Consider the following 24,198-nt stretch of genomic DNA (forward strand, 5'->3'; position numbering starts at 1 on the left):
ACGATAGTCGCATCATTCCGATCTTGTTTGATGATGTGATGATTTCAAATATTCACTCATCAATTCGTCAGTTCCAGGTAAAACGCTTCAATAGTGAGGACTTTTACTCTTTATTGAGAGATCTAAATGAGTTATTGCCTAGCGATCTTCAACGAGAGCGAGGAGATCTACGAGATTCTCATGGACTGACGTGGCCAACACTTGATATTGACATCAACAAGGCACTTCAAAAACAAGAAGAAAATAGCCAAATAGATGTTACAAAAGCAGATCGTGATCTACTAGAAGATATTCTAGAAAGAGTAAGTGGACTATCGAGTTTAAATTTTCCAAAAATCGAAGAAATTTCTAGGCTATTTCAACAAATCTGGTCTACCTCAGAAGGAAATTATATTTATATTGAAGGTGAAAAAGAAGCCTTTGAGGCTCTCATTGCTGGTACATATAGAGCTAAAGGAATTATTCGTGCAACACGTTTTTCACCTGCGTCTATCATCAATAAATATCCCCGTTATTGGGAAGCCATCAAAGATCGGGTTTTAGGTAGGAACGATTACAAGCCCTTGGAAAAATACGATCGAATAATCGCAGTCAATGAGTGTGAAAAAATTCAGGATATTGAAGAGTTTTTTGATTGCTTTCTTGGAAAAGATTTTAATATCTACTTGACTTCAAGTTATCACGATTACGAGCTTGTAATTATTGATGAAAATGAGGTATTTATTCTTTTCTTTGCTCCTGAGGAAGATGTTATTGGTTCAACCTTGTATTTGCTAGGACGTGAAATTGCAAGCAAATTTGCTGCAATATTTGACAATCGATTAAGAGGTCCACATCATAGTATCAATGCGATCAGTTTAGAATATATGAGAGAAAATGATGTTCAACCTAAGCTTAAAGAGGTTAGGGACAGGTTCTCTAATTGTAGATAGCTAGAACCATCAATTTCTGCTAGTTTCTCTTCGGGTAAGGATTAGAGTTCTTTCATAATCTGTTGAATGAGCATTGCCCAAACTTCTAGGAAGTTCTCGATAACGAATAATTTCCTTTTTCAGACATATCTTAAAGCGTAGAGTCATCATCCACTTGCTGACCCTGCTCGTACTGTGCGATCGCCATTTCAACGCCCTCTCACATGGCAGAGAGCGGCAGGGTTTGTCCACTTAGAGCCTCCTGCAACCCTTGCTGGATGCCCTCGATTACTTCCTGAGTCGGAGTTTCGTCGGGGTCGGACTCGTTGGTTTCATCAATTAGGATGATGAGGCGTACTCGTTGGGGTTTGGTAAAATCCAGATTACAGTCAAGAGTCAGTTGTCCACTCTCATTTATGACTGCTGTGGTTTCAATGGCTTTCATATGCTGGAGTGCCTCTTCAGGTAACGGCTCAAAAAAGGCATCGCCTAGTTTTCCGATGTTGAATGACCATGGCCTAAACTCCTGGAAAGCTAGAGAATGAGTTTGATTTTATGATGGCTTATGGACCGAGCAATTGTCAGCTGTTTCATAAGTTTCAATAGCGTCAGTACGATCGCTGTAGATCGGGCTTCGACTCCGCTCAGCCCTCTACTATATATCGTTCCCGCTGACGGAGCGAAGCCACAGCCAGCCTCACATCACCCAGAAAGATATACTGGGTGAATCTGTCATCCCGTAGCTTCCATGGCCAACCTCAAACGCACCCGTGAGGACATTTTAAAATCAGTCGTCAACACAGTTCATCGCCAGGGACTAACAGCCACAGGATTAAGCAAACTATTTGAAGTCAGCGGCGCATCGGCAGGTAGTTTTTATAATTACTTTCGATCAAAGCACGAGCTAGGCCATGCGCTGATCGACTTTGAATGGTCTCAGCTCCAGACCCATGTATTAGAGCCCTCAGCTTCTCAGAGCAATAACCCCATTGAGCAGATTTTTTGGATTCTGGATCGTCTAGAAGAGAAACAGCTAAAAGAGCCTAAATGTGGCGGCTGTTTGTTAGGCAATTTAATTGTTGATCTAGTGGAACAAGATCCTTCGTTTCACGAGCATCTTATGCAGGTGTTTGGTCAGTGGGAGAGTGCGATCGCACAGATGCTACAGCAGGCCAGCCCCCAACTGCACCACGGCATCAATCCAGACCATCTAGCCGCACAGCTAATTGTCGCCATCGAAGGTGCCATGCTGATGGGCAAGCTACATCGCAGTGAGGCCCAGCTAAAGCGAGGATTTGACTTAGCCCGACAGACATTGAAGACAGCACTCATTTAGGTAAATGGGCAGCTAGTTTTGGCACTGGTGCTATCGGTCTCAGCCGGTCTCAGTGTGGCCAAGTCCTAACATCTTCCTTCCACCTCTTAGAAGTTTCTTGTATCTTAAATAGAGTGATCATTCTATTTGGATATAACCATGGCCGAAGCAACTACCACGACCGCCGAGGTGAGTGCACCGCTTACCCCCATTCCCCAGGATGGCCTGACAGAATTGGCCGCTAAGAACAAAGCTAACCCCGCCGATAAAACCCTCAAGGTTAAAACGGTCTGTACTGGCAAATTTCGTAGCCTCAATTACGCCCGTGATTTAGATGCCTTTGTCATTGACGAGCCCCCCGTGCTGCTCGGTGACAATACCGCCCCCAACCCCTCTGAGATCGTCCTTGGTGCATTAGGCTCCTGTCTGGTGGTGGGCATTCAAGCCAACGCTGCCGCCAAAGGTGTCACCCTGACCAAGCTAGAAATCGCCCTAGAAGGGGATATCAATATTGTTAGTACCTGGGGTACAGGGGAATTAGAAAAGCCTCAGATTGGCTTTACCGACGTGCGGGTTAAGGTCGACATCGACGGTGATGCTGAGCGGTCTGTGCTAGAGGAAATGGTGGCCCATGCCAACACCTGGTCGCCAGTGTCTGCCACCTTGAGCAATCCGATGCCGGTATCGGTTTCAACGGTTTAATTTGAGCGATTGGCTTAAACTGACATAAAGCTAAGAGCTGGCTGCACTCGACTTTGCACCCTTGGTTGATGAATGTAAAAGTAGAGAGAGAGTAAACCTCAGAAAGCTGTCCGCTCTTTAGCCTCCCTGCTGACTAGGGAAAAGTTATTGGCAAGGGGTTTCGGTACATTGAGCAAATGGTCGAAACCCCTTTGGCTAAAGCCCGTTCCTAGGGTTAAGGGCACAATGCTATTGGAAACTGCTGCACACCTAGCGATCATCACGCCCAGCACTATCAGCCATTCATATACATCAAATTCATTCATATACAGCATCGCCATGCAAACTGTTTCAAAATCACCAAGTCGTGAGACATGCCTGGAAACCTTAGGGACAGACCCAGCCATTGCCAACCTGCGCACTGTCATTAATCAAGTGCTGACGCCCAAGGTGCAGGATATTGATCTAAAGGGAGAGTATCCGGATCAGATTATGCATCGCTTAGGCGAAGCCGATGCCTTTGCCCATGCGGTATCAGCCAGCCATCAAGGGACTGGAAAAGGATTGAAGGCGGCTGTCCAGAGTCTTGAAGAAATTTCTAAAGACTGTCTTTCCACTGGTTTTATTGCCTGGTGTCAGGTGGCCTGTACCTGGTATTTGCAAAATACTGCCAATAGGGGTCTGAAGGATTTCATGCTCCCCAAAATAGCGTCGGGGCAGATTTTGGCTGGGACGGGGCTATCCAACCCGATGAAGCACTTTGCTGACATTGAGAAAATCGCCCTGACGGCAAAGCGTGTGGACGGCGGCTATGTGATCAACGGCATGCTGCCCTGGGTGTCTAATCTGGGACCCGGTCACTATTTTGGAGTGGCTGCTAAACTGGCGGACTCTGAAGAGTACATGATGGCCATTGTTTCTGATGAGCTAGAGGGCATGTCCCTGCGGCTCAATGCCCACTTTATTGCCCTAGAGGGTACAGGCACCTACAGCTGTGTGTTTCGCAATGCGTTTGTGCCGGATGAGTGGGTGTTAGCCTCCCCCTGCGAAGACTATGTGGCCTGTATTCGTCCTGGCTTTATTTTGACCCAGGTGGGCATGGGCTTAGGACTTACTGACAGCTGCATTGAGCTGATGAGACGCTCTAACAAGCGATTGGGTCATGTGAACCAGTACCTGGACGACCAGGTCGAAGACCTCAATGCCGATTTGCTAATGGCGCGTCAGCGTACCTATCGGTTGGCTGACCAGCTCAATGAGTGTACAGGTGTGGCTGACCCCCAGCTGACTCGTGAAATTATTCAAGCCCGAGTGACGGCCTCAGAACTGTCGCTGCGGTCCTCGCAAGCGGCCATGCTCCACGTGGGTGCTAGGGGCTATGTACACGGCAGTCCGGCTGAGCGCAAGCTGCGGGAAGCTTATTTTGTGGCGATTGTGACCCCGGCGTTAAAACATCTGAAAAAGATGCTGGCTGATATGAAGCAAACGGCCCTATCGGTTGCCTAGGATGGGTCTTGCCCCCTATGGGACAAGCTCCTCACTATGCATAGACTGTGTAAAGGGTTGGCAGCTTAATCCGTCAGATTGCCCGTGTGCAGTGAGTTGGCACCTATATGTAGGTGCCAACTCAGCAGACTGTAACGGAACTTAAACTCTGTCAAAACAGTATGTCTTGATACAAAAAACAGATATAATAGCAGCTCTAATAAGGTCACTTAGCATCTACGCAAAAACCCAATATGGTCTCGATCTCTGGTCAGCCCCGCCAGTGGAATAACCTCTCTTGTCAGCAGGGAGAGGCTAGCGCCGTCGCCACACGCTGCATTATCTGTGGAAGTTTTCATTCCACCCAAGATCACTGGCGCTTGATGGCTGAGGCTGAGATGCCCCAGAATCCGGCTGACTTGATCGACGATCTGGTCAAGATGCGGATGTATCAGCCATCGGCCATTGAGACTGCAGATGCCATTAGCCAGGCTGAGCTGCGTACGGCCCTATTTATTAGTAAGGTCGGTCAGGGTAAACCCCACCGTGAGAAGCTGGTTCGAGATTTGATTCAGCTGGCGGGTGGCTTAGATCAGGCGTTTAGTGCCGCCTTTGGACCTAAGGCTGGAGAGTTTTTTACAGATGCTAAGCGCATCAGCCAGGTAACGCGCCGTAAGTTTTTGCAAAATGTCGCGGTGGGTGCAGCGTTGGTGACGTTGGCCAACTGTGCTGATACCCCTGAGCAAGCTGCCCAGACTACCGATGATCCAGAAGCTAAGGGAACTGGAGCACTGGAGAAGACTGACCTGAAGGTAGCGTTTCTACCCATTACCTGTGCAACGCCCATCATCATGTCGAAGCCGTTGGGCTTCTATGAGAAGCAGGGTCTGAATGTGGAACTGATGAAGTATTCTAGCTGGTCGGTGGTCCGGGACGCTGCGATCGCAGGTGAACTCGATGCCTACCACATGCTGGCCCCCATGCCCATCGCCATGTCCCTGGGCCTAGGCTCTACGCCCTTCTCAGTGAAGCTGGCCAGCATTGAGAACAATAATGGTCAGGGTATCGCCGTTGCTAAGAAACACCTGGGTGCGGTCAACGGTCCTGCCGACTTTAAGGGCATGACCATCGGTATTCCCTATGATTATTCCAACCACAACCTGCTGCTGCGCTATTACTTAGCCACAGGCGGTCTGGACCCCGATAACGATGTGAAGCTGTTGATTTTGCCGCCGCCGGATGCGATCGCAAAAATGTCCACCGGTCAGATCGACGCCTTTATCCTGCCCGACAACTTTACCCAGCGGGTGGTACAAGATGACATCGGCTTTATCCATCTGCTCACCAAGGACTTGTGGTCCGGTCACCCCTGCTGTGCCTTTGTCGCCGCCCAGAACTGGATTGATGAGAATCCCAATACCTTCCGGGCGCTGAATAAGGCCATCATCGACGGGGCCACCTATGCCAATCAGCCCGCTAATCGCATGGAGATTGCAGCTGCTATTGCTCCTCGCGAATATCTCAACCAGCCTTTGCCGGTGTTAGAAGCGGTGATGACCGGTAAATTTGACGACGGCCAGGGCAACTCCTTTGACATTCCCGATCGCATTTACTTTGATCCCTATCCTTGGAAGAGTTTTGCCAGCTGGATTACCACCCAGCTAGTGCGTTGGGACTACACCTCTGGCGACAAGATTGCCGACGGTGGTAAAGACTTCTTCTTGACGGACCTGGCCCGTGAGCTAGCTAAGGAACTGGGTGTGGATGCACCGGAAGAGATTACTCGCATTGAGAAGATGCAGTTTGGCGACTTTGATCCAGACAATGCGGAAGATTACTTGAAAAATCAAATTGATAAGTTTGGGGTTTAGGATAGTTAGTCACGCGATTCTCTAATACAAAAAATCGAGGGCTGTTGTCAGACAGTATCCCTCGATTTTTTATTTATAACCAATGGTCCCTTTCTACAGCGCGTGCAGCTTTTCTTCAAGCCTTACTCGCTGTTTTTCAACATCTATATGAGTTAACCTGGCTTTTATGGTTCGCTAGAACAATCACTCTATGGATACCGAGAGCGGCAACGCTACCTTAAAGGTGGTCCCTGCTCCTAACCGGCTTTTTACCTGAATATCTCCCTGTTGAAAATCCACAAACTGCTTAACAATACTTAAACCCAAGCCAGTTCCTGGAATATTACTCACATTCTTACCCCGGTGAAACGGCTCAAATAGATAGGGATAATCCTCCGGTGGAATCCCCAACCCGCTGTCTTTGACCACAAACACGGCCCGATCCTTGTGGCGAGATAACGCTAGACTCACGGGCTGACCATCTAGCGTATAGCGCATGGCGTTGGCCAAAATATTGGTCAAAATTGAACGCAACAGCGTCTGATCCAGCTTGGCAATTAGAGGCTTGTGGCGTCCAATAAATTCTAGCTGTATCTGCTCTGAGGCTAACTCAGACAAAAGATTACGACAAAAATCAACTAGATTTAGCGGTTCAGGATTTAGGCAGAGCCGCCTGGCGTCTAACTTGCCTAGCACTAAAATATCGTCAATCATCTGAGTCATGCGCTCAACGTTTTCTTTAATGGCTAACAAATACTGATTTTTTTGTAATGGCGATAATTGTTGCTCATAGCGATTTAGAGACGAGACCGATAGAGCAATATTGTTCATGGGGTTGCGAAACTCATGGCAAACCATAGACACAAATCTAGACTTTAACTGACTTAATTCCCGCAGTCGTTCATTGGCTGCATAGAGTTCTGCCGTCCGTCTCTGGACCTTGAATTCGAGGTCTTCATTGGTTTGTTGTAAGACCGCTTCGGCCCACTTACGCTGGCTAATATCTCGAAAGGTGATCACCGCTCCAATCAGCTCCCCAGACTCGTCATGCATGGGGGTGCTGATATATTCCACTGGAAAACAGGTGCCGTCTTTACGCCAAAATACCTCGTCGGTTACCCGCTGTATATGGCCTCTGTGCAATACATCATAGATAGGGCAACATTCTTTTGAATAGGGGCTGCCGTCAGCGTGAGAATGGTGCAGCACGCGATGCATCGACTGACCGACTAAATCCTGCATCTCCCAATCGATCATGGCAGCCGCTGCCGGATTTACGAATGTTACAATGCCTTGTAAATCTAAGCCATATACCCCTTCTCCCACCGCGTTGAGAATTAGCTGATGCTGGCGGCGCAGGGTGGCCAGGGCCTGGTGATCGGAAAGGGAACTAGAATCGCGTAATGTCATAAAGGGGCTCAAGACTGTAGTGCACTACACCACGATCAATGCTAAAAACCTTTAAGCATTTAATATAGAGACGTGTATAGACGCTATCTTCGCTGAGATGATTTTATCTTCATCGTAGATGGTAGAGGCGATGGTAAAAACGATTCTTGTCATTGAAGATGAGGCCCAAACAAGAGAAATTTTTCTCCGCTGTTTAAAATTTGAAAAGTTTAAAGGCATCGGAGCTGAAAATGGCTCTACAGGGGTGAGATTGGCAACACAACATCAGCCTGACTTGGTGGTGTGTGACATTATGATGCCTGATATGAATGGCTATGATGTGCTCACATCGCTGAGGAAAAATGACGTCACGGCGTCAATTCCGTTTATCTTTTTGACGGCTAAGGTGACGATGTCGGACCTGCGCCAGGGAATGACCCTAGGCGCAGATGATTATTTGACAAAACCCTGCACGGTGGAGAATTTTTTAGATGCGATCGCATCGCGACTCAAACGCCAAGAAGACTTCAAGCGCAGTCTGCACTCGCCCCCTATCAATTCTCCTGACCCCCAGCAGCAGGCCATCGCCGCCGAAACAATTTTTCCGGACTGTCCGCGTCTGACAGCGGTTTTTGACTTTATCGAAGCCCACTACCAACAGTCTATAAACCTGACCGATGTAGCCCAGTCCGTCGGCTATTCTCCCGCCTACTTAACCAATTTGTCCCAAAGTCATACCGGGCGCACCGTCAAAGCATGGATTATTGAACGCCGCATGGCCCAGGCCCGTCAGCTCTTGACCAGCACTGCTGAATCGATTAAACACATTGCTGAATCCATCGGCTATGCCGATGCAGGCTACTTTACTCGACAGTTTCGTAAACTACACGGAGTGACACCCCAGGCCTGGCGTAAACAACCCAATTTGTAACAATCGCAACAAAACTACCCTGTCAACAACAAAAAGAGTCAAAAAGTCCTAGTTTTTCAAAAAATAGTCCAATGTAATCCCTGGATAGGATTGGTATAAATTAGACTATCGAACCCCGCGAATACACGTTGTTCATGCCCGGGCGGCCATACCAGAAAGAAATTGGACGTGGCTATCAATAAATAAAAGTATTTTTGATTTTTGCAGTCAACGCTAGCTAAGGTGCGTACTCCTATGGTGTCCACATCCCCCCAAACCGCTCAAAAATGGGACAATCTAAATTGCGATCGCGGTAACCTCACCGATTTTCAGATGGCCTGCATCATCTGCGGTGGAGCCCACCTAACCATGTCCCACTGGGAGTTTCTGCAAACTATGCCCCAGGACCCGGTGGACATGGTGGGGGACATCGTCAAAATGGGTCTCTACAAGGACGAACAGCTACGGGCCGCCGATAGCGTCAACGCCTATGAGCTACGTAAAACCCTGTTGCTCAAAACAGCAGGTCGAGGCGATCCAAAGCGGGAGCGGTTGGTTCTAGCCCTAGCCGAGCAGGCAGGGGGCATTGAAAATGCATTTGCCGCCGCCTTTGGCCCCCAGGCCGGACTGTTCTTTAACGACGCCATTCGCAACAGCAGCTTTACCCGACGAGAGTTTCTCAAGAACCTGGCCATTGGCGCTGCCCTGGTTACCCTGAGCAACTGCGGTGGTAAGCCCGAAGAACCCGCCGCCGTGGATGACGCAGCACCCGTGGACACGTCGAATCTGGAGAAAACCAACCTCAAGATTGGCTTTATTCCCATTACCTGCGCCACCCCCATTATCATGGCGGAGCCTCTAGGGTTCTACTCTAAGTATGGATTCAATGCAGAAGTGGTGAAAATGCCCAGCTGGGGAGCGGTGCGCGACTCGGCCATTGCCGGCGAGCTAGATGCTTACCACATGCTGGCTCCCATGCCCATCGCCATGACTTTGGGTCTAGGTTCCGCCGCCTTTGGGGTGAAGCTTGCCAGTATCGAGAATATCAACGGTCAGGCCATCACCATAGCGGAAAAATATAAGGGTCAAATCAACGGCCCAGCAGACTTCAAAGGCTTCACCATCGGGGTGCCATTCCCCTATTCCATGCACAATCTGCTGCTGCGCTACTACCTGGCCACGGGGGGTATTGATCCAGATGTGGATGTGAAGATTCGCCCCGTCCCCCCACCGGACAGCATTGCCCAGATGGTGGCCGGTGACATTGACGCCTATCTCATGCCCGATCCCTTTAACCAGCGGGCTGTATATGAAGGGGCCGGATTTATCTTTAAGCTCACTAAGGATCTCTGGCCAGGCCATCCCTGCTGTGCCTTTGCCGCCAGTGACCAATGGATTGATGCCAACCCCAACACCTTTAGGGCCCTCAACAAGTCCATTATTGACGCCGCTGGCTATGCCAGGGACCCGGCCAACCGTCCTGAAATTGCTGAGGCAATTTCTGAGAGAGCGTTCCTAAATCAGCCGGTGGAAGTTGTAGAAGCCGTACTGACGGGTAATTTCGAAGACGGTCAGGGTAATACCCTAAGTGTGCCGGATCGCATCGACTTTGACCCCTATCCCTGGCAGAGCTTTGCCAATTGGATTTCGTCTCAATTGGTCCGTTGGGATCTACAAGGAGATGGCAAAGCCGCCCAGGTGATTACCAGCGACACCTATGACGAAGTTGGCAAGGATATTTTCTTGACCGACCTAGCTAGAGAGCTAGCCCAGGAAGTAGGGCTTGATACACCGGATGACATCTATCGCACTGAGACGCTTGAATTTGACACCTTTGACCCCGCCGACCCAGCAGCTTATATTAAAGAGCAGATTGATAAAAATGGTGTCTAAACCAATCAGTCTGACATTGGAGGTGCAACCTACATGACCTTAACTAAGCCCAAGCCAGCGCAAAGAAAGACTCAAGCTAGTAATAAAAAAGCCAGTGCTCCTTGGATAAATGAGAATACCAAAGCATTGGGGCTGTTTATTATTTCGCTAGTTTTATTCCTAGCTTTTTGGGAGATTGGCGCTAACTTAAAGCTGTTTGCCAAAGGGATGCCAACAGCGTCTAAAACGCTACAAGAACTTTGGTGGTGGAGTACCCATCCGTTTTTTGATAATGGTCCCAATGATTTGGGCATTGGTTGGAATCTGCTGATTAGCCTGCGACGGGTGGCGATTGGTTATTTTCTGGCATCGATAATAGCGGTTCCCCTCGGTATCCTGATTGGCATTTCACCCGTTGCCTACAAAGCCTTTAATCCCTATGTTCAGCTGCTAAAGCCGGTCTCTCCCTTGGCCTGGCTACCCCTAGGTCTATATATCTTTCGTGACTCAGAACAAACTGGGATTTTTATCATCTTAATCTCTAGTATGTGGCCAACGCTGATCAATACAGCCTTTGGTGTTGCCAATGTCAATCCAGAATATTTGGATGTCTCTCGAACCCTGGGAGCATCCAGATTGCGTACCGTTTTTAAGGTGATTATTCCAGCCGCATTGCCTAACATTGTGTCTGGATTGCGCATCAGCATGGGCATTTCCTGGTTGGTGATTGTAGCCGCAGAGATGCTCCTAGGGACTGGATTAGGCTACTTTATCTGGAATGAGTGGAACAACCTTTATATTCCAAATATTTTGGTCGCTATTTTTATCATCGGTCTAGTGGGACTAATCTTGGATAACATTTTTGGTGCCCTAGAAAAATTTGTTGCATTTGGGCGTAAAGCGTGAGCGTTGCTTCCGTCGATTATTTGTCTAATGGTGCCGTGTCTCCTCAACCTGAATTTTTCTCTGCCCAGCTTTCCATTCGTAATGTCACTAAAATATTTGCGGGCAAGAGAGATATCTTTAGTCGGCTGTCGGGTAAAACATCCCGTGATTTTGTTGCCATTGAGAATATCAGTTTAGATATCGAACCCAACACCTTCGTCTCGATTATTGGTCCATCGGGCTGTGGTAAATCCACACTGCTAAATATGGTGGCCGGTCTATCGGACGTTAGCGAAGGAGAAATCTTACTCAACGGTTTACCCATTCAAGGGCCAGGGCCTGACCGTGGCATGGTGTTTCAAAACTATGCCCTCATGCCCTGGATGACTGTTGAAGAGAATATCCGATTCGCGGTCGAGACTGTTTATCCAAAACTATCGCCAAAACAGCTGACCCGTAATATCAAAGAACAGATTCAGCTGGTGGGGTTGGAAGGGGCTGAGAAAAAGCATCCCCACGAACTATCAGGCGGCATGCGGCAGCGGGTGGGTATCGCCCGTGCGTTGGCCATCGATCCTCAGATTTTGCTGATGGATGAACCCTTTGGGGCTCTAGATGCCCTCACACGTGGTTTTTTGCAAAGCGAAGTTGAGCGCATCTGGGAACAGCAGCGCAAGACCGTGATCATGATTACCCACAGCATCGAAGAAGCCCTGCTGCTGTCGGACCGCATCGTCATGATGACCCGAGGGCCTGCGGCCCGCGTTGATGAGATTCTAGAAGTCCCGTTCCCACGACCACGGGATCGAGAAACCATCGACCAGCATCCGGCCTATCACAACTTAAAGGCCGAGATGGAGCGTCATTTATTCCGTGAGACCCGTGCCGTAGAGGAATCACGCATCCGGCGTTAGCCGGAGCGAATTTCCTGTAAGCGTTTTCCCTTTTAATTATTGCAATCGAGGTGATTTTAGGTATGGCTATTTCTGAGATTTCCACCAAGTTTCTTGCCGCTAAAAAGGCCAAAGGGTTATCATTTGCCGATTTAGAAGCCAAGCTCGGCTATGACGAAGTTTGGATTGCGTCGGTACTCTATCGTCAGGCCAGCGCCTCTGAAGAAGAAGCCACCAAAATCGTAGAAGCATTGGGGATGGGGTCAGAATTTGTAGAATATCTGACCGAATGTCCGATGAAAGGTGGTTTAGATCCTCTAGTACCCACAGATCCGCTGATCTACCGCTTCTATGAGATTATGCAGGTCTATGGCGTACCCGTTAAGGCCGTTGTCCATGAAAAGTTTGGCGATGGCATCATGAGTGCCATTGACTTTTCCATTGACGTGGAGAGGGAAGAAAATCCCAAAGGTGATCGGGTCAAGGTGATCATGTGTGGCAAATTCTTGCCCTATAAGAAGTGGTAAATCAGACGGCGTAAGTTACCTTTTCTTACCCTACAGGCCGTGGTAAATCGGACATGGTAAGCTACTTTGTCAATAGCTTTTCTGTAAAGACAAAGCTCTTACTGACACCCTTTCACTACTAGACGTTGAGTCTACCCCCTACGCCTCAACGTCTAGTTTCGCCACTTTTGTCTTTAATTTTTCCTTTGGAAGGTTTCATGTTAGCCCCTAATTTTTCCAAAATTTCTGGTGTTCTCCCAAAGCTGTTTGCCGCCACGTTTAACCACCTGGGTCGGGCATTTCTTGGGTTGATGGTGCTAACGGGTATGCTGTCGCTAGCAGCTGCCCCGGCTCTGGCACATCATCCGTTGGGTGGTCGCTTACCCGCTAATTTTTTTGAAGGGCTGATGTCAGGGGTAGGTCACCCGGTCATCGGTTTGGATCATCTGGCGTTTGTAATTGCCGCCGGTTTGATTGCGGCTACTCGCCCCAAGGGTGTGCTGATTCCAATTATGTTTGTGCTGGCCTCCCTGGCGGGAACGGCCATTCATCTGATGTCGTTGGATTTACCCGCACCTGAGTTTGTGATCTCGGCTTCAGTGCTAGCCTTTGGTGTGATTTTAGCCATGGGTAACAAGCTCAATTTGGCTACGGTTGCTTCGTTGGCAGCATTGGCTGGTGTTTTTCATGGCTTTGCCTATGGCGAAGGCATTTTTGGTGCAGAACCAACACCCATGGCCGCCTATCTGATTGGGTTTGCTGGCATCCAGATGGCAATTACCCTACTGTTTGCTTTCATTGGTAGTAATGTAGTCAAGCGGTCTACAGCACTACCTTCGCTAAATCTAAACCTGAGGTTTGCTGGATTTACCCTGGCTGGTATTGGTTTAGCGTTTCTGTCATCCGTTGTTATCGGTTAGCTGTCGATACTGGGCAAAGCGTTCGGTCTTTTCCTTTTACCGCCCTTACTCACTCCAGTCATCCTCTACTGAGCATCGAATTTTTATCGATCTTGTTAGGGCTGACTCTCATCCAACGGCAGCGGCGTTTCTACCTGGACTAGAAGCGCCGCTTTTTTTGACCCTTTTTATTGTTTATAACGCCACCCTACTTCAACTACCTGCTGCAAAGATCTGTTCTGCTTGTAAGGAGATTTCCGGAAAAACGCAGGATACTAAAGTCTCGCCTTGACGGAACTGATTCATCTCGTAGTGATTGTTCTTTAAATTGCAAATGGTAACGGTCGGCTGCTTTGGAGAGCCAATGAAATAGGTTCCGCCTAGGCCAAGATAATCAACAATCCAGTATTCTGGAATGCCCATGGCTTGGTAATCATCATACTTACGGGCATAGTCGTTTTGCCAGTTAGTACTAACCACTTCGACAACAAGTTTGGCTGACGTTCCTAGCGTGATGATGGGTTCACGTTGCCACAGGGATTCAGCCTCAAGGGCAGGTCGATCTAACACAACTACATCGGGCTTAAATGCTGAAACAGGACCTAATGGCTTGATCAGACACCGCATAGGAATAAAATAGGGCTGTTTGAGCTGAGCAATAGCCAGGTTCAGCTGTAGGTTTACGAATCCAGTGACCTGCTCATGGGGCCTAGTTGGTTCCATCTCTACTAGTTCCCCATCAATTAGCTCGTAGCGAGTATCGTCTCCGTATTGAGCCGTAAATTCCTCAAAGGTTAATGCTTTAGGAATATTTTGAACCATTATTTTACTTCCGTATAAAGGTCAGCCTGGAACCCATAGTCTTTATCTTAATCTGTCGATCTTTTATGATGCGTTAATACCTGCTTTTGTATTCTCGTCCGCGCCTAGTTTAAGATTCTGACAGGCGCTTTACTTTGGCTCCGGCTAGGCGGTTGTGGACTTCTGCTAGCCGCTGGGGAATCACATCCTGATGGGGGCTGTGCTCCAAACAGCGGCGCAGATCTAATGAGGCTAGATTGTCGGCACGGGCACCGGGAAACCAGTGACTGGCACCGCCAAGCAGGTTGTAGCGGGCCGCTGCATATTCGGTCATGTCGTAGGCATCCATCAGGTTGCCCAGCCACAGCATGATGTAAATATTCAGGCCGCCGGGGGTGTCGGCGGGCTTGGGTAGGCCCACATCCCAGGTTTTGTACCAGGTTTCACCCAGGGTTGCGATCGCACTTTTCTCCAGCTTCTCCAAAATCGGTGCCAGCGTCTCATCGGCCTGGTCCAACAGCGGCAACACTTTCATATGCTCGTCAAAGTCGCTGGGACGGGCCGCTCCTAAACTGAGGGTGTGCACCTGGCGATGGCTGAGGCAGAACAAATCATTAAACACCATGGGGCTGAGGGGCGCACACAGATCCACCAGCTTTGGCGGCGGTGCATACAGATGCCCGCCCTTATCCGACGGGCTGATGATAAATACGCCCACATCTTGCTTTTGGGCGGCTTCGATGGCGGGCCAGTTCAGCTGCAGGATGTAATACCAGTGCAGATTCACATAGTCGAACTGGCCCGTATTTATGGTGTCAACGATGACATTGGTGGGACCGTGGGTGGAAAAGCCCACATGGCGCACCCGACCCTGACGCTGCAGGTCGCGCACGATATCCATACAGCCGCCGGGACGCAGGGTGCAGTCCAGTAGTTCATGGGTGTTGATGCCGTGGATACCTAGCAGGTCTACATAGTCTAGCTGCAGGTTTTTGATGGATTTTTCAAACGTGGCCAGGAATTCTTTGGGATCTTGCCGAGGGGTGATTTTGGTTTGAACGATGATGCGATCTCGATCAAATGAGGGCAGCACTTTACCCAATTGTATTTCTGATGTGCCGTAGCCCCGTGCGGTCTCGATATGGTTAATGCCCAGCTCTACAGCTCGATGGATGGTGGCATCTAGATTTTCCTGATTTTTGGCTGGAATCATCCATTGCGGAGTGTCTTTCCAGGAGTGCTGGTACCGCATGCCACCGCAGGAAAACACCGGCATTTGTAATTCTGTACGTCCCAATCGACGATATTGCATGCGATCGCTAATAATGGATCTATTCCTTGATTAGTATTCCTTACAAATTATCACTCAAGATATGGGCTGAATCACTCAGTTGGGCCTAATCCTCCTTACCCAATGCCCCTGGCAACCCCACCAGCGTTCGCTGCGGCGAACAGGTCACTACCATAATCAACAGGGTAAGAATATAGGGAGCCGCATTAAACAAATAGTAGTAAGAATCAATCCCCACTGACTGAAATGCGGGGCCAATAGCCTGGGCACCACCAAATAGCATCGACGCCCACAGACATTGAATCGGATTCCACTTGGCAAAGATCACCAGGGCGACGGCCATCAGTCCCTGACCGCTGGAGATGCGCTCGGTCCACACCCCCGGATAGTAAAGCGATAGACAGGCACCGCCAATGCCAGCGAGAAAGCTGCCAGCAACAATGCTAAACATGCGTACTTTGAAGGTGGAAATGCCCATGGCTCGGGCGGCCTGGGGACTGTCGCCAACGGCGCGAATGTAAAGGCCCCAGCGGGTGTAGCGAAAGAACCAGTGGAGTAAGGGGGCAATGACCACCCCCAATAAAAATAATGGACTAATCTTCAGTGCCGCCTGGATTGGTGGCAGCGTACTCCAGCTGCCCCAGTCAAAGGTAAACAGCTGCGGTGCCTGGGGTTGAATAAAGGGTTTTCCGAGGAAAAACGCCAGACCGCTACCAAAAATGATCATGGCGATGCCGGTGGCTACATCGTTGACCCGAGGCTGTTGCGATAGCCAGCCGTGGACAGCACCCAGGGCCATACCTGATAGACCTGCGGCCAGCACCCCCAGCCACGGTGCCCAAAAGGAGCCGACTAAATCTTGGGACAGATAGGACACCCCGTAGGCACTCATGGCCCCCATCAGCAGCGTTCCTTCCAAACCCAGATTGATTTTGCCGCTTTTTTCGGTCAGGCATTCCCCCAGGCTGACAAACAAAAACGGCGCACTGCCTCGCAGCGTGCCTGCAATAATCCCTAGCGGGATCCCCCATAGACCCAGTGATTCTGTTGCCATGTCTAATTTCCCTTTGCTGTTGCTTTAAACCAGGGCAGTTTGCCGTAGAGTGAGTCGCTAAATAAGACGCATAGAAACACAATGCCTTGAAAGACTAGAACTGTAGCGTCGGGCAGATCATGGGCACGTTGGAGAATGCCGCCGCTGGCGAGAATGCCGCCGAGCAAAATTGCTACTAAGATTGTTGCCAATGGATTATGGCGAGAGACAAAGGCGACCAAAATTCCGGCATAGCCGTAGTTGGACACCAGCGATTCGTTAATGCGCTTTTGGACAGCGGCCACTTCTACCATGCCAGCTAATCCGGCGGCTGAGCCCCCCAAAAAACAAACGGCCATGGTCAGTTTGCCTACGGGTAGCCCGGCGATGCGGGCGGCACGGACGTTGCCCCCTGCCGTCCGGGCGGCAAAGCCAAAGGTGGTGCGCTGAATCAGGTAGTAGGCCAGGATGCAGACGATTAGACCGTAAAACAGGCCGAAGTGAATGCGGGTGCCAGGAATGGTCCCGAGCCAAATGCTGGGATCTAGTTCGGCGGACGAGGGTTTAGTGACAAAGCTGGCATCCCTTAGGGGACCCTGGACTAGGTGGTTCATGAGTGCGATCGCAATATAGTTCAGCAACAAACTGCTAATCGTCTCATTCACGCCGCGATAGTGTCGCAGTGCCCCCGCCAGCATAATCCACAGTCCGCCCGCCACCATGCCCGCCATCGCCATCGCCCCCTGCGCCACCAGAGGCGGCAAAGATGCCCCGACGCTCAGTCCCATTACTACTGCCGCCAGGCCCCCCATGACCAAAGCGCCCTCATTACCAATAATCACCAGACCCAAACGGGCAGGCAGGGCCGTACACAGAGCCGTCAGCATCAGGGGAGCGGCTCGAATTAGCGTATTCTGCCAGGCACTCCACCGGCCAAAGGCCGCCTTATAAATCGAGCCATAAACCGCAAACGGATTCGCCCCGGCCAAAGCACAAAAACAACCAAATATAATTAGAGCGACAGCGAGGGCCGCCACCGGTAGCACAACGGCTTCTAAGGATCTAAGCCACTGCTCAGATCCCCGTCGAGAAAGACTGACCATTAGCCGGCGATGCTGCCCTTGACACCCTCAATCAGCCAGTCCATTTTCTCCAGTTCAATATTTTGTTGTTCATACTTTTCACCCGCCGACAAAATCGACTTGCCCGTGTTGTCCTTGAGTTCACCCTCATAGATCACCAGCTCACCCTTGAGGATTTTGTCCTTGGCTGCGTCCGCATCGGCTTTAGCTTCATCACTGACCGCTGAACCATAGGCCGAAAGCTTACAAAAGTTATCCGCTAGACCACCCCGTAGAATGTGGTCAATGTCCCCCGCCATCAAGGATTTACCCGCAACAAACTGTTCACCCAAAAAGGTATAGATACTCACCCAGTCCCACTCAGCCCCTGTGAGATAGCCCTCCGGAGCCAGCGGGCTCTGGTCAGCGTGGTAGCCAGAACTAAAGATGCCGCGTTTTTCAGCAGTCTCCATCACCACCTTGGGGCTATCCACATGGCAGGTAACCACATCAATGCCCTGGTCCGCCATACTGTTAGTAGCCTCAGCTTCTTTCACCGGTAGTGCCCAGTCACCGGTAAAAATTACCTGGGTGGTAATCGCCGGATCAACCGATTTTGCCCCTAGGGTAAAGCTATTGATATTGCGCAGCACCTGGGGAATGGGCTTGGCCGCTACAAAGCCCAGTTTGCCTGTCTTAGACGTGTGCCCCGCAACCACCCCGGCCACATACTGGGCCTCATCGATATAGCCAAAGTAGCTGCCCACATTATCCGGGTGTACCCCATCCTGGTACAGACCGCCCGCATGGAAAAACTGCACCTCAGGAAATTCAGTCGCCAGTTCTAAAATATATGGGTCAAAATAGCCAAAAGAGGTGGGAAACAGCACGGTAGCCCCATCAATTTCGATCATGCTGCGCATGGTTTCCAACACCGCCGTCGTTTCAGGGACGCTGGCTTCTTCGATGATTTTGATACCTGCTACCTCTGCCATGGCCGCTGCCCCTTCGGCGTGGGCCTGGTTATAGCCAAAGTCATCCTTTGGTCCCACGTAGATAAAGCCCACCACAATCTCGTCCGATGCAGCGCTACCGCCCTCGGCTGCGTCTGTAGAATCCGTGGAGGCAGGGGTGCAGGCGCTTAGTTTCGTAGCTGCACCAAAAGCCGTCGTTGCCAACAATCCACGGATGATCTGACGACGAGAAAAACGGAGGGAACGGCGAGGGGACATGGAGGTTTTCCTGGCAATGGTTACCCTTCAGCATTGAGAAAAGTCTGCCTTTGCGTTGTATCCAATGCTGCAGTTTCGCCACCTTATTTGTACGGATCGGCTTATTCTTTTATGCGGTACCGACCTAATCAGCAGGCTTCTGGACGGGACAATGGTTTAGTAACGCGAGGCGATAGGTTTAGTTAGGGGAATTTACAAGGGTCTCTTGAACCTTTGACAAGGTGGTCACAATGACTCCAGAGGACAGTCTTGGATGTTGCCACAGATCGGCGATGATGAAAGTGGCCAGGAATGCGATCGCAAGTCGTTCAATTTTCCAAGGATAGGTAGCCATTAGTGTTCTCCTATGTTGATTAGGGGCGTAGGCATTTCGTCGGGATAGCATCAGATCTATCCCGATACAGGCAACTTATACACTGGGCATTTCTGCCGTAAGCGTTTTCCAAGCTGTATCTACAGCCCGCTCCACCCGGTTGCTTGCCGCCTTTAGGTCACTAACAAACTGGTCCCACTTTTCATTGCTACAGTCGTAAAGTCTTTAATGGACTGATTTAGGGACTGTTCCTGTTCTTAGAAAAAGAGTTCAGTCTTTTCAGTCTGGATAAATTACATTCAGATTGAAAACTAGTCCAGAGAGGATGTTTTCTCCTGAGAGTGTTTTGGGCGCTGGCAAAATATCGCAGCTTTTGATGAATCGCATATTACCTAGTGTATCGAATGCCTTTCAGGCTGATGGTCATGGAGTCGATAATGGGTAATGTTCTGTAGAATACTGCAGCTGATTTTAGATAGTTTTGAGGGCGATAGGATATGGTCATAATTTATGTTGCGATCGCACTCTTCATCCTAATCATCATTTGGCTCGCCCTACAGCCCAAACAGGGCGCAACAGCGGCCAATGCCCCCAAGAAACGTGCCGATGATTATGACGATCCTGCCCACCAGCTGCCAGCAGAACTACCGTCTGCGCCCTTGCCCCAGCCTACGCCCCCAAAGGTTGACTACGAGCTGCCGACCGCAGACCTAGAGGCCGGTGTAACTGAAAAATCCAACATCCAAGACCAAGTACGGTCGTTGATGCAAAGCAACCAAAACATTGCAGCCCTAAAATTAGTCCGTTCTGCCACTGGATGGGGACTAAAAGCAGCTAAAGATTATGTAGAAACGTATCCCGATCTTGCGCCGCTGACGCCTCAGGCCAACAGCCCTGAGGTTGAAGACTCCCCGGAAGAAAAAAATCTGGACGACCAAATTAGGGATCTTCTGAAAAAACACCAAAAAGTCAGCGCCATCAAGTTGGTGCGAGAAACCAAAGGATGGGGGCTAAAACAAGCTAAAGACTATGTGGAAAGATTCCCTAATCCGGCATCGTTTACATTCAGCTACAACTCGACCATAGCCGACAATCATCAGTCAGCCCTAGAATCCTTTGATATCGACCGTCATACTGTTAACGATCGTATTCGTATATTGTTGGCAGAAGGTCGTAAGATTGGGGCGATTAAGCTGGTGCGAATGGTAACAAACTGGAGTCTCAAAGACTCTAAGGAGTATATCGACAATTACCCTGATGTTGCGCCACTGAAGGTTACAGACCGTGGCCCAGTTAGTGAAACACTTCAGAAACTGTTATCTCAAAGGCAGCATATAGATGCAATTACTCTGGTTCAGAGTCGCACAGGGATGTCAGTAGAAGAAGCCAAACATTATCTGGAGAAAACCTTTGAGTGTGATTTTCCTTTTTGATGGAAATTGATTGTCAGATATCGATCTGTCTACAATCATCACACTACAACAAAACTCAGGATCATATAGCGTAAAAGCCCTATCTGACTAATTTTGCCCACAGCGGCGACATCCTGAATTGCGTTGAGAGAGGCTGTTTGCCTAAACACATCGCATACAACAGGATAGGTGGGTAACGTGTTACGAGTAATGTCCTCATGGGCAGTGAGCTGCAGCCCTGTTTTCTGGCCTAGTGCTTGATAGTCCGCCAGGGTGACACAGCTATCGGCGCGACCAAATGTGCTGGAAATTATCGGGTCTGTAAACATAGCCAGCAGCTGTTGTAATGCTTTAAAAAGCGGCGCAGAAACAAAATCACAAATGCCCAAACGCCCCCCAGTCTTTAAAACTCGCTGGGCTTCTTGGAAAAATATCTCCCGGCTGGGAAAATGAAAAATACATTCTACGGCCAGGACAACATCCATCGAATTATCGTCGAATGGCAGCTGACAGGCATCACCTTCAACAAAGGCAATACGATTATTATCCAGGGGTTGTATCGTCTGTCGGGCTACCGATAGCTGGCGCGGGTCGATGTTTAATCCGATAATATCTAGATTTTGGAACTGTTCATTCAGGCTAGCAATGGTGCCGCCAAAGCCACAGCCAGCATCGAGTAATCGGTCGTATTCGTTGACTCCGGCTGCTTTATAAACCCGTTGGCAGAGGTTTTCGGTTGCGATCGCAAAATCTTCCACCGTTCCATCCGCCTGATTAGGGTCAGCCCAATAGCCCCAGTGAACATGCCTACCAAAAGCTTTCTGTACAGCAGGGTTACCCAACCTCAGCTGCTCTAGCAGAATATCAAAATAGGGCATGGAGATTTTGGCAGATTGCATGGTGATTTTAGATAGATAGAGGCATCACCATCTTATGAGCCAATGCGACCTGACCTTGTCACTAAAATAGGATAGACAATCTCTTTTATCTGTTGTTGTCTGTTCTTAGATCCTGCTATGCCCACAATTCAAACAATTTTTTCCATAATGGAGGTATCGGTAAACAAGGACAAGGACCATGAATACCACCCGTTACATAGCCATGGGGGTAGCCCTCTCCATCGGGACAGTCACAGCTATAGCTCCTACTCTGACCCCAACAGCCCAGGCTATTGAGCTAGCAGATGGGACCACGGCCTTTGTGCGACCGCCTCAATTTCTCAACGCCTACACCACCCGCAACAATGTCATGCGGCGCAATGCCACCTACTTCTTTACCCTCGATCTGCCTGCCGATGCCGATGCATCGCTGCAGCGGGTTGTGATCGCACCACAAAATCTGACACGCTATCTACAGCCTTACCATATCGAAAAAACCATGGTTTTTGAAGGCACCCCAGGTGATATGCAACGTGAGCTAGGCGTGGGCAATGTTTCTATGGATGAGGAAACCAGGGCCGTTACTGTAGAGCTAGATCCACCTGTGACCCCAGGTAGCGTGGTCACCATTGGCCTTAGACCCCGACGAAACCCACGCTTAGGTGGCGTTTATGTATTTCGAGTTACCGCTGTCCCTGAGGGAGATCAGCCGCAATCCCACATTGCTGGCCATGGCCGACTGAACTTTATTGATAATGACCGCGACCAGCGTATTTACCGATAGGGTAGGGCAGGTTAGGATGCCACCTACTTGCCTAGGGCTGAATCCAAAATTTTGCGCGCATCTTCGGCATTGGCACGGGCATCACGATAGCGCAGATTACTCTGGGCAAACGTTTTCAGAACCTTGAAACCGCTCTTTAACTCTTCCAGCTGCTCTTCATCAATCACATCATCCGTAAATAGTAAGTCCACTAGGTCTCTAACCTTTAGGGCTTCACTACGGGATCCTTGCACCTTCATCTTTAAATTGGCCAAGTTACTGAGCACTTGGACTGCATCAACCACTTCATTTTCTTCAGCTGTGGGCTCTGTCTTGTGTTCTTTCACTTCAATAAAATCCTTTGGGGTAAAGCCATCATCCAAGTCAGCTGCTAGCTCACCATTACCCATCATTTCCAAAAGCTGATCCATCGCCTTTTCACGGGCTTTAGCCGAGTCGCGACCAGAAATGGTAATCAATACATCTTCAGGACTTTGGGGAATTGTGTACTGGACCATGGGATAGTATATATGTACCCATAACAATATTTCTAATACTACCGGATAGTGGCCCCCACAGCAAAAAGCTCTTGATCTAATGATCAAGAGCTTTTCAAATCTTAAACGTTTCACCGCAACGCCGTCTTACCTCAGTTTTTGACCTGGAAAATCCAGGTGGGCCCGTGGCTGCGATTTATAGTTTCCGGGTACAAGCCCGGTATACTGCCACCGCAATCCTGTTCGATGCCCTTAAGAGAAAAGCATAGATCAAGAAACATTGTTGGCAGTCACCAACGCCGTAGTGAAACTAACGTCATCATAACCAACTGTCCTGGTAAATCGACAAGGGGGGATCGATAGGGATGATTGAGCGGTTTTGTACACCTTAATTACTATTTCAAATCAGACCTTTTTCCGTACCATAATGCCTCTACCTGACGAATTAGCTGATTGAGTTCGTTGGGGGGGTAGGTGAGATCGCACGTCAAGGTCACATGCCCCAGTTTTCGCCCCGGTCGGGATTCACCTTTGCCGTACCAGTAGAGATGGGCATTGGGTAAGGCCGATAATGCCGCCCGCTGTTCACCGTAGTCTGAACTAGAGGTTTCAAACCCCAGAAGATTGACCATCAATGCCTGAGCACAGTTAAGCTCAGACGATCCCAGGGGTAAACCGCTGACAGCCCGCAGCTGTTGTTCAAACTGGGACGTTTTACAGGCATCCAGGGTGTAGTGACCTGAATTGTGGGTGCGGGGAGCAATTTCATTGACTAATACCTGGTCATCAGCGGTGAGAAATAACTCAATCCCACAGATCCCCACCACATCTAGTGATGACAGCAGAGTTGTAGCAATGTGGGCAACCTGCTGCCGCACCCGATCGCCCACATCAGCTGGAGCAATCACCCGTCGACAAACCTGATCAATCTGTTGGGATTCAACCACAGGATAGAGGGCAATTTCCCCAGCCTTTGAGCGGGCTGCCATAATCGCTAGCTCTCGCTCAAAGGGGACAAACGCTTCTAGCAAAATCGGCTGATATTCCAGACTGGCCCAGGTGGCACGGACTGCATCTAAATCTTTGAGGATAAATGTGCCCTGACCGTCATACCCATGGCGTCGAGTTTTAAGGGCCAATGGCAACCCCACCGTAGTAACCGTCTTTTCCAACTGGGGCAGATCAGCGTCTGAATTTAGCGTAGCGAACTGGGGGGAGGGCAGCCCCAAACGCTGACAGTACAGCCGCTGATCGAACTTATCCAGCAAGGGTTCCAAACAGCGCAGCTGGGGATAAAACTGAACGCCCTGCTGTTCTAGAA

24 protein-coding genes and 1 other RNA gene are annotated in these 24,198 nt (G+C 49.6%); 13 read left to right on the forward strand and 12 right to left on the reverse strand.

Features of this window, described 5'->3' with window-relative positions:
- On the forward strand, window positions 1-932 hold a 932-nt coding region (locus tag IQ260_RS08355; protein ID WP_193992590.1), incomplete at its 5' end, for a hypothetical protein.
- Between the two features lie 199 nt (window positions 933-1,131).
- Here IQ260_RS08355 and IQ260_RS08360 read toward each other — a convergent pair.
- Window positions 1,132-1,356, reverse strand: a complete 225-nt coding sequence (locus IQ260_RS08360; RefSeq protein ID WP_193992592.1) for a type II toxin-antitoxin system RelN family antitoxin — start codon at window positions 1,354-1,356, stop codon at window positions 1,132-1,134.
- A 303-nt stretch (window positions 1,357-1,659) separates the two neighbouring features.
- On the opposite strand from IQ260_RS08360, the gene IQ260_RS08365 reads away from it, so the two are divergent.
- The 4 genes from IQ260_RS08365 to IQ260_RS08380 all read left to right on the forward strand — a co-directional run bounded on the left by IQ260_RS08365 (window position 1,660) and on the right by IQ260_RS08380 (window position 6,263).
- Window positions 1,660-2,247: a TetR/AcrR family transcriptional regulator gene (locus IQ260_RS08365; RefSeq protein WP_193992593.1), complete on the forward strand. Its 588-nt coding sequence runs from the start codon at window positions 1,660-1,662 to the stop codon at window positions 2,245-2,247.
- A gap of 138 nt (window positions 2,248-2,385) precedes the next feature.
- Window positions 2,386-2,928: an OsmC family protein gene (locus IQ260_RS08370; protein ID WP_228015732.1), complete on the forward strand. Its 543-nt coding sequence runs from the start codon at window positions 2,386-2,388 to the stop codon at window positions 2,926-2,928.
- Between the two features lie 318 nt (window positions 2,929-3,246).
- Window positions 3,247-4,413, forward strand: coding sequence for an acyl-CoA dehydrogenase family protein (locus IQ260_RS08375; protein ID WP_193992595.1), 1,167 nt, complete (start codon window positions 3,247-3,249; stop codon window positions 4,411-4,413).
- A 233-nt stretch (window positions 4,414-4,646) separates the two neighbouring features.
- Window positions 4,647-6,263, forward strand: a complete 1,617-nt coding sequence (locus tag IQ260_RS08380) for an ABC transporter substrate-binding protein (RefSeq protein ID WP_193992597.1) — start codon at window positions 4,647-4,649, stop codon at window positions 6,261-6,263.
- Between the two features lie 183 nt (window positions 6,264-6,446).
- On the opposite strand, the gene IQ260_RS08385 is transcribed toward IQ260_RS08380, so the two are convergent.
- Window positions 6,447-7,652 carry a PAS domain-containing sensor histidine kinase gene (locus IQ260_RS08385; protein ID WP_193992599.1) on the reverse strand — a complete coding sequence of 402 codons (1,206 nt, stop codon included), beginning with the start codon at window positions 7,650-7,652 and terminating at the stop codon, window positions 6,447-6,449.
- Window positions 7,653-7,782: 130 nt separating this feature from the next.
- Here IQ260_RS08385 and IQ260_RS08390 point away from each other — a divergent pair, with 130 nt between their 5' ends.
- The 6 genes from IQ260_RS08390 to IQ260_RS08415 all read left to right on the forward strand — a co-directional run bounded on the left by IQ260_RS08390 (window position 7,783) and on the right by IQ260_RS08415 (window position 13,617).
- Entirely contained in the window at window positions 7,783-8,562 is a 780-nt protein-coding gene (locus IQ260_RS08390; protein ID WP_193992601.1) for a response regulator transcription factor, read from the forward strand.
- 234 nt (window positions 8,563-8,796) lie between these two features.
- The gene (locus IQ260_RS08395) at window positions 8,797-10,434 is read left to right on the forward strand and encodes a CmpA/NrtA family ABC transporter substrate-binding protein (RefSeq protein ID WP_193992603.1); all 1,638 of its coding nucleotides are present in this window, start codon (window positions 8,797-8,799) and stop codon (window positions 10,432-10,434) included.
- Window positions 10,435-10,467: 33 nt separating this feature from the next.
- A complete protein-coding gene (gene ntrB, locus IQ260_RS08400; RefSeq protein ID WP_193992605.1) occupies window positions 10,468-11,319 on the forward strand; it encodes a nitrate ABC transporter permease in 852 nt (283 codons plus the stop codon).
- Window positions 11,316-12,212, forward strand: coding sequence for an ABC transporter ATP-binding protein (locus IQ260_RS08405; RefSeq protein WP_322744921.1), 897 nt, complete (start codon window positions 11,316-11,318; stop codon window positions 12,210-12,212). The genes ntrB and IQ260_RS08405 overlap by 4 nt, the downstream gene beginning before the upstream one ends.
- A 62-nt stretch (window positions 12,213-12,274) precedes the next feature.
- Window positions 12,275-12,718, forward strand: a complete 444-nt coding sequence (gene cynS, locus IQ260_RS08410; protein WP_193992606.1) for a cyanase — start codon at window positions 12,275-12,277, stop codon at window positions 12,716-12,718.
- A gap of 197 nt (window positions 12,719-12,915) precedes the next feature.
- Window positions 12,916-13,617 carry a HupE/UreJ family protein gene (locus IQ260_RS08415; RefSeq protein WP_193992607.1) on the forward strand — a complete coding sequence of 234 codons (702 nt, stop codon included), beginning with the start codon at window positions 12,916-12,918 and terminating at the stop codon, window positions 13,615-13,617.
- 192 nt (window positions 13,618-13,809) lie between these two features.
- On the opposite strand, the gene IQ260_RS08420 is transcribed toward IQ260_RS08415, so the two are convergent.
- The 6 genes from IQ260_RS08420 to IQ260_RS08445 form a co-directional block, all read right to left on the reverse strand.
- Window positions 13,810-14,418 (reverse strand): Uma2 family endonuclease, encoded by a 609-nt coding sequence (locus IQ260_RS08420; RefSeq protein WP_193992608.1) that lies wholly within the window; start codon window positions 14,416-14,418, stop codon window positions 13,810-13,812.
- A 109-nt stretch (window positions 14,419-14,527) separates the two neighbouring features.
- On the reverse strand, window positions 14,528-15,709 hold the full coding sequence (locus tag IQ260_RS08425; RefSeq protein ID WP_193992609.1) for an aldo/keto reductase: 1,182 nt from the start codon (window positions 15,707-15,709) through the stop codon (window positions 14,528-14,530).
- An 85-nt stretch (window positions 15,710-15,794) separates the two neighbouring features.
- A complete protein-coding gene (locus tag IQ260_RS08430; RefSeq protein ID WP_193992610.1) occupies window positions 15,795-16,742 on the reverse strand; it encodes an ABC transporter permease in 948 nt (315 codons plus the stop codon).
- 2 nt (window positions 16,743-16,744) lie between these two features.
- Entirely contained in the window at window positions 16,745-17,824 is a 1,080-nt protein-coding gene (locus IQ260_RS08435; protein WP_193992611.1) for an ABC transporter permease, read from the reverse strand.
- On the reverse strand, window positions 17,824-19,014 hold the full coding sequence (locus IQ260_RS08440) for a BMP family ABC transporter substrate-binding protein (protein WP_193992612.1): 1,191 nt from the start codon (window positions 19,012-19,014) through the stop codon (window positions 17,824-17,826). The genes IQ260_RS08435 and IQ260_RS08440 overlap by 1 nt, the downstream gene beginning before the upstream one ends.
- 178 nt (window positions 19,015-19,192) lie before the next feature.
- The gene (locus IQ260_RS08445) at window positions 19,193-19,348 is read right to left on the reverse strand and encodes a hypothetical protein (protein ID WP_193992613.1); all 156 of its coding nucleotides are present in this window, start codon (window positions 19,346-19,348) and stop codon (window positions 19,193-19,195) included.
- Window positions 19,349-19,824: 476 nt separating this feature from the next.
- On the opposite strand from IQ260_RS08445, the gene IQ260_RS08450 reads away from it, so the two are divergent.
- Complete coding sequence (locus tag IQ260_RS08450; protein ID WP_193992615.1) at window positions 19,825-20,760, forward strand: ribosomal protein L7/L12; 936 nt, start codon at window positions 19,825-19,827, stop codon at window positions 20,758-20,760.
- A gap of 38 nt (window positions 20,761-20,798) precedes the next feature.
- On the opposite strand, the gene IQ260_RS08455 is transcribed toward IQ260_RS08450, so the two are convergent.
- On the reverse strand, window positions 20,799-21,638 hold the full coding sequence (locus IQ260_RS08455) for a class I SAM-dependent methyltransferase (protein ID WP_193992617.1): 840 nt from the start codon (window positions 21,636-21,638) through the stop codon (window positions 20,799-20,801).
- Window positions 21,639-21,816: 178 nt separating this feature from the next.
- Between IQ260_RS08455 and IQ260_RS08460 the strand changes: the two genes are divergently transcribed.
- Window positions 21,817-22,401, forward strand: coding sequence for a DUF2808 domain-containing protein (locus IQ260_RS08460; protein WP_193992619.1), 585 nt, complete (start codon window positions 21,817-21,819; stop codon window positions 22,399-22,401).
- Window positions 22,402-22,424: 23 nt separating this feature from the next.
- Here IQ260_RS08460 and IQ260_RS08465 read toward each other — a convergent pair whose 3' ends face one another.
- The 3 genes from IQ260_RS08465 to IQ260_RS08475 form a co-directional block, all read right to left on the reverse strand.
- The gene (locus IQ260_RS08465) at window positions 22,425-22,898 is read right to left on the reverse strand and encodes a hypothetical protein (protein WP_193992621.1); all 474 of its coding nucleotides are present in this window, start codon (window positions 22,896-22,898) and stop codon (window positions 22,425-22,427) included.
- Window positions 22,899-23,004: 106 nt separating this feature from the next.
- A non-coding RNA gene (ssrS, locus tag IQ260_RS08470) (6S RNA) lies at window positions 23,005-23,188 on the reverse strand.
- A gap of 84 nt (window positions 23,189-23,272) precedes the next feature.
- The coding region (locus tag IQ260_RS08475) for a 5-(carboxyamino)imidazole ribonucleotide synthase (protein WP_193992623.1) at window positions 23,273-24,198 on the reverse strand (926 nt) is incomplete at its 5' end.

This window comes from Leptolyngbya cf. ectocarpi LEGE 11479 (assembly GCF_015207065.1).
Taxonomy (GTDB): Bacteria; Cyanobacteriota; Cyanobacteriia; order Phormidesmidales; family Phormidesmidaceae; genus Leptothoe; species Leptothoe ectocarpi.

Excerpts from the sequence above, each read along its gene's own strand:
- IQ260_RS08420 (WP_193992608.1), bottom strand. The coding sequence starts at position 14,418 with ATGGTTCAAAATATTCCTAAAGCATTAACCTTTGAGGAATTTACGGCT.
- IQ260_RS08360 (WP_193992592.1), bottom strand. The coding sequence starts at position 1,356 with ATGAAAGCCATTGAAACCACAGCAGTCATAAATGAGAGTGGACAACTG.
- IQ260_RS08440 (WP_193992612.1), bottom strand. The coding sequence starts at position 19,014 with ATGTCCCCTCGCCGTTCCCTCCGTTTTTCTCGTCGTCAGATCATCCGT.
- IQ260_RS08390 (WP_193992601.1), top strand. The coding sequence starts at position 7,783 with ATGGTAAAAACGATTCTTGTCATTGAAGATGAGGCCCAAACAAGAGAA.
- IQ260_RS08450 (WP_193992615.1), top strand. The coding sequence starts at position 19,825 with ATGGTCATAATTTATGTTGCGATCGCACTCTTCATCCTAATCATCATT.
- IQ260_RS08370 (WP_228015732.1), top strand. The coding sequence starts at position 2,386 with ATGGCCGAAGCAACTACCACGACCGCCGAGGTGAGTGCACCGCTTACC.
- IQ260_RS08415 (WP_193992607.1), top strand. The coding sequence starts at position 12,916 with ATGTTAGCCCCTAATTTTTCCAAAATTTCTGGTGTTCTCCCAAAGCTG.
- IQ260_RS08365 (WP_193992593.1), top strand. The coding sequence starts at position 1,660 with ATGGCCAACCTCAAACGCACCCGTGAGGACATTTTAAAATCAGTCGTC.
- IQ260_RS08460 (WP_193992619.1), top strand. The coding sequence starts at position 21,817 with ATGAATACCACCCGTTACATAGCCATGGGGGTAGCCCTCTCCATCGGG.
- IQ260_RS08430 (WP_193992610.1), bottom strand. The coding sequence starts at position 16,742 with ATGGCAACAGAATCACTGGGTCTATGGGGGATCCCGCTAGGGATTATT.
- ntrB (WP_193992605.1), top strand. The coding sequence starts at position 10,468 with ATGACCTTAACTAAGCCCAAGCCAGCGCAAAGAAAGACTCAAGCTAGT.
- IQ260_RS08395 (WP_193992603.1), top strand. The coding sequence starts at position 8,797 with ATGGTGTCCACATCCCCCCAAACCGCTCAAAAATGGGACAATCTAAAT.
- IQ260_RS08445 (WP_193992613.1), bottom strand. The coding sequence starts at position 19,348 with ATGGCTACCTATCCTTGGAAAATTGAACGACTTGCGATCGCATTCCTG.
- IQ260_RS08385 (WP_193992599.1), bottom strand. The coding sequence starts at position 7,652 with ATGACATTACGCGATTCTAGTTCCCTTTCCGATCACCAGGCCCTGGCC.
- cynS (WP_193992606.1), top strand. The coding sequence starts at position 12,275 with ATGGCTATTTCTGAGATTTCCACCAAGTTTCTTGCCGCTAAAAAGGCC.
- IQ260_RS08425 (WP_193992609.1), bottom strand. The coding sequence starts at position 15,709 with ATGCAATATCGTCGATTGGGACGTACAGAATTACAAATGCCGGTGTTT.
- IQ260_RS08435 (WP_193992611.1), bottom strand. The coding sequence starts at position 17,824 with ATGGTCAGTCTTTCTCGACGGGGATCTGAGCAGTGGCTTAGATCCTTA.
- IQ260_RS08380 (WP_193992597.1), top strand. The coding sequence starts at position 4,647 with ATGGTCTCGATCTCTGGTCAGCCCCGCCAGTGGAATAACCTCTCTTGT.
- IQ260_RS08465 (WP_193992621.1), bottom strand. The coding sequence starts at position 22,898 with ATGGTCCAGTACACAATTCCCCAAAGTCCTGAAGATGTATTGATTACC.
- IQ260_RS08455 (WP_193992617.1), bottom strand. The coding sequence starts at position 21,638 with ATGCAATCTGCCAAAATCTCCATGCCCTATTTTGATATTCTGCTAGAG.
- IQ260_RS08375 (WP_193992595.1), top strand. The coding sequence starts at position 3,247 with ATGCAAACTGTTTCAAAATCACCAAGTCGTGAGACATGCCTGGAAACC.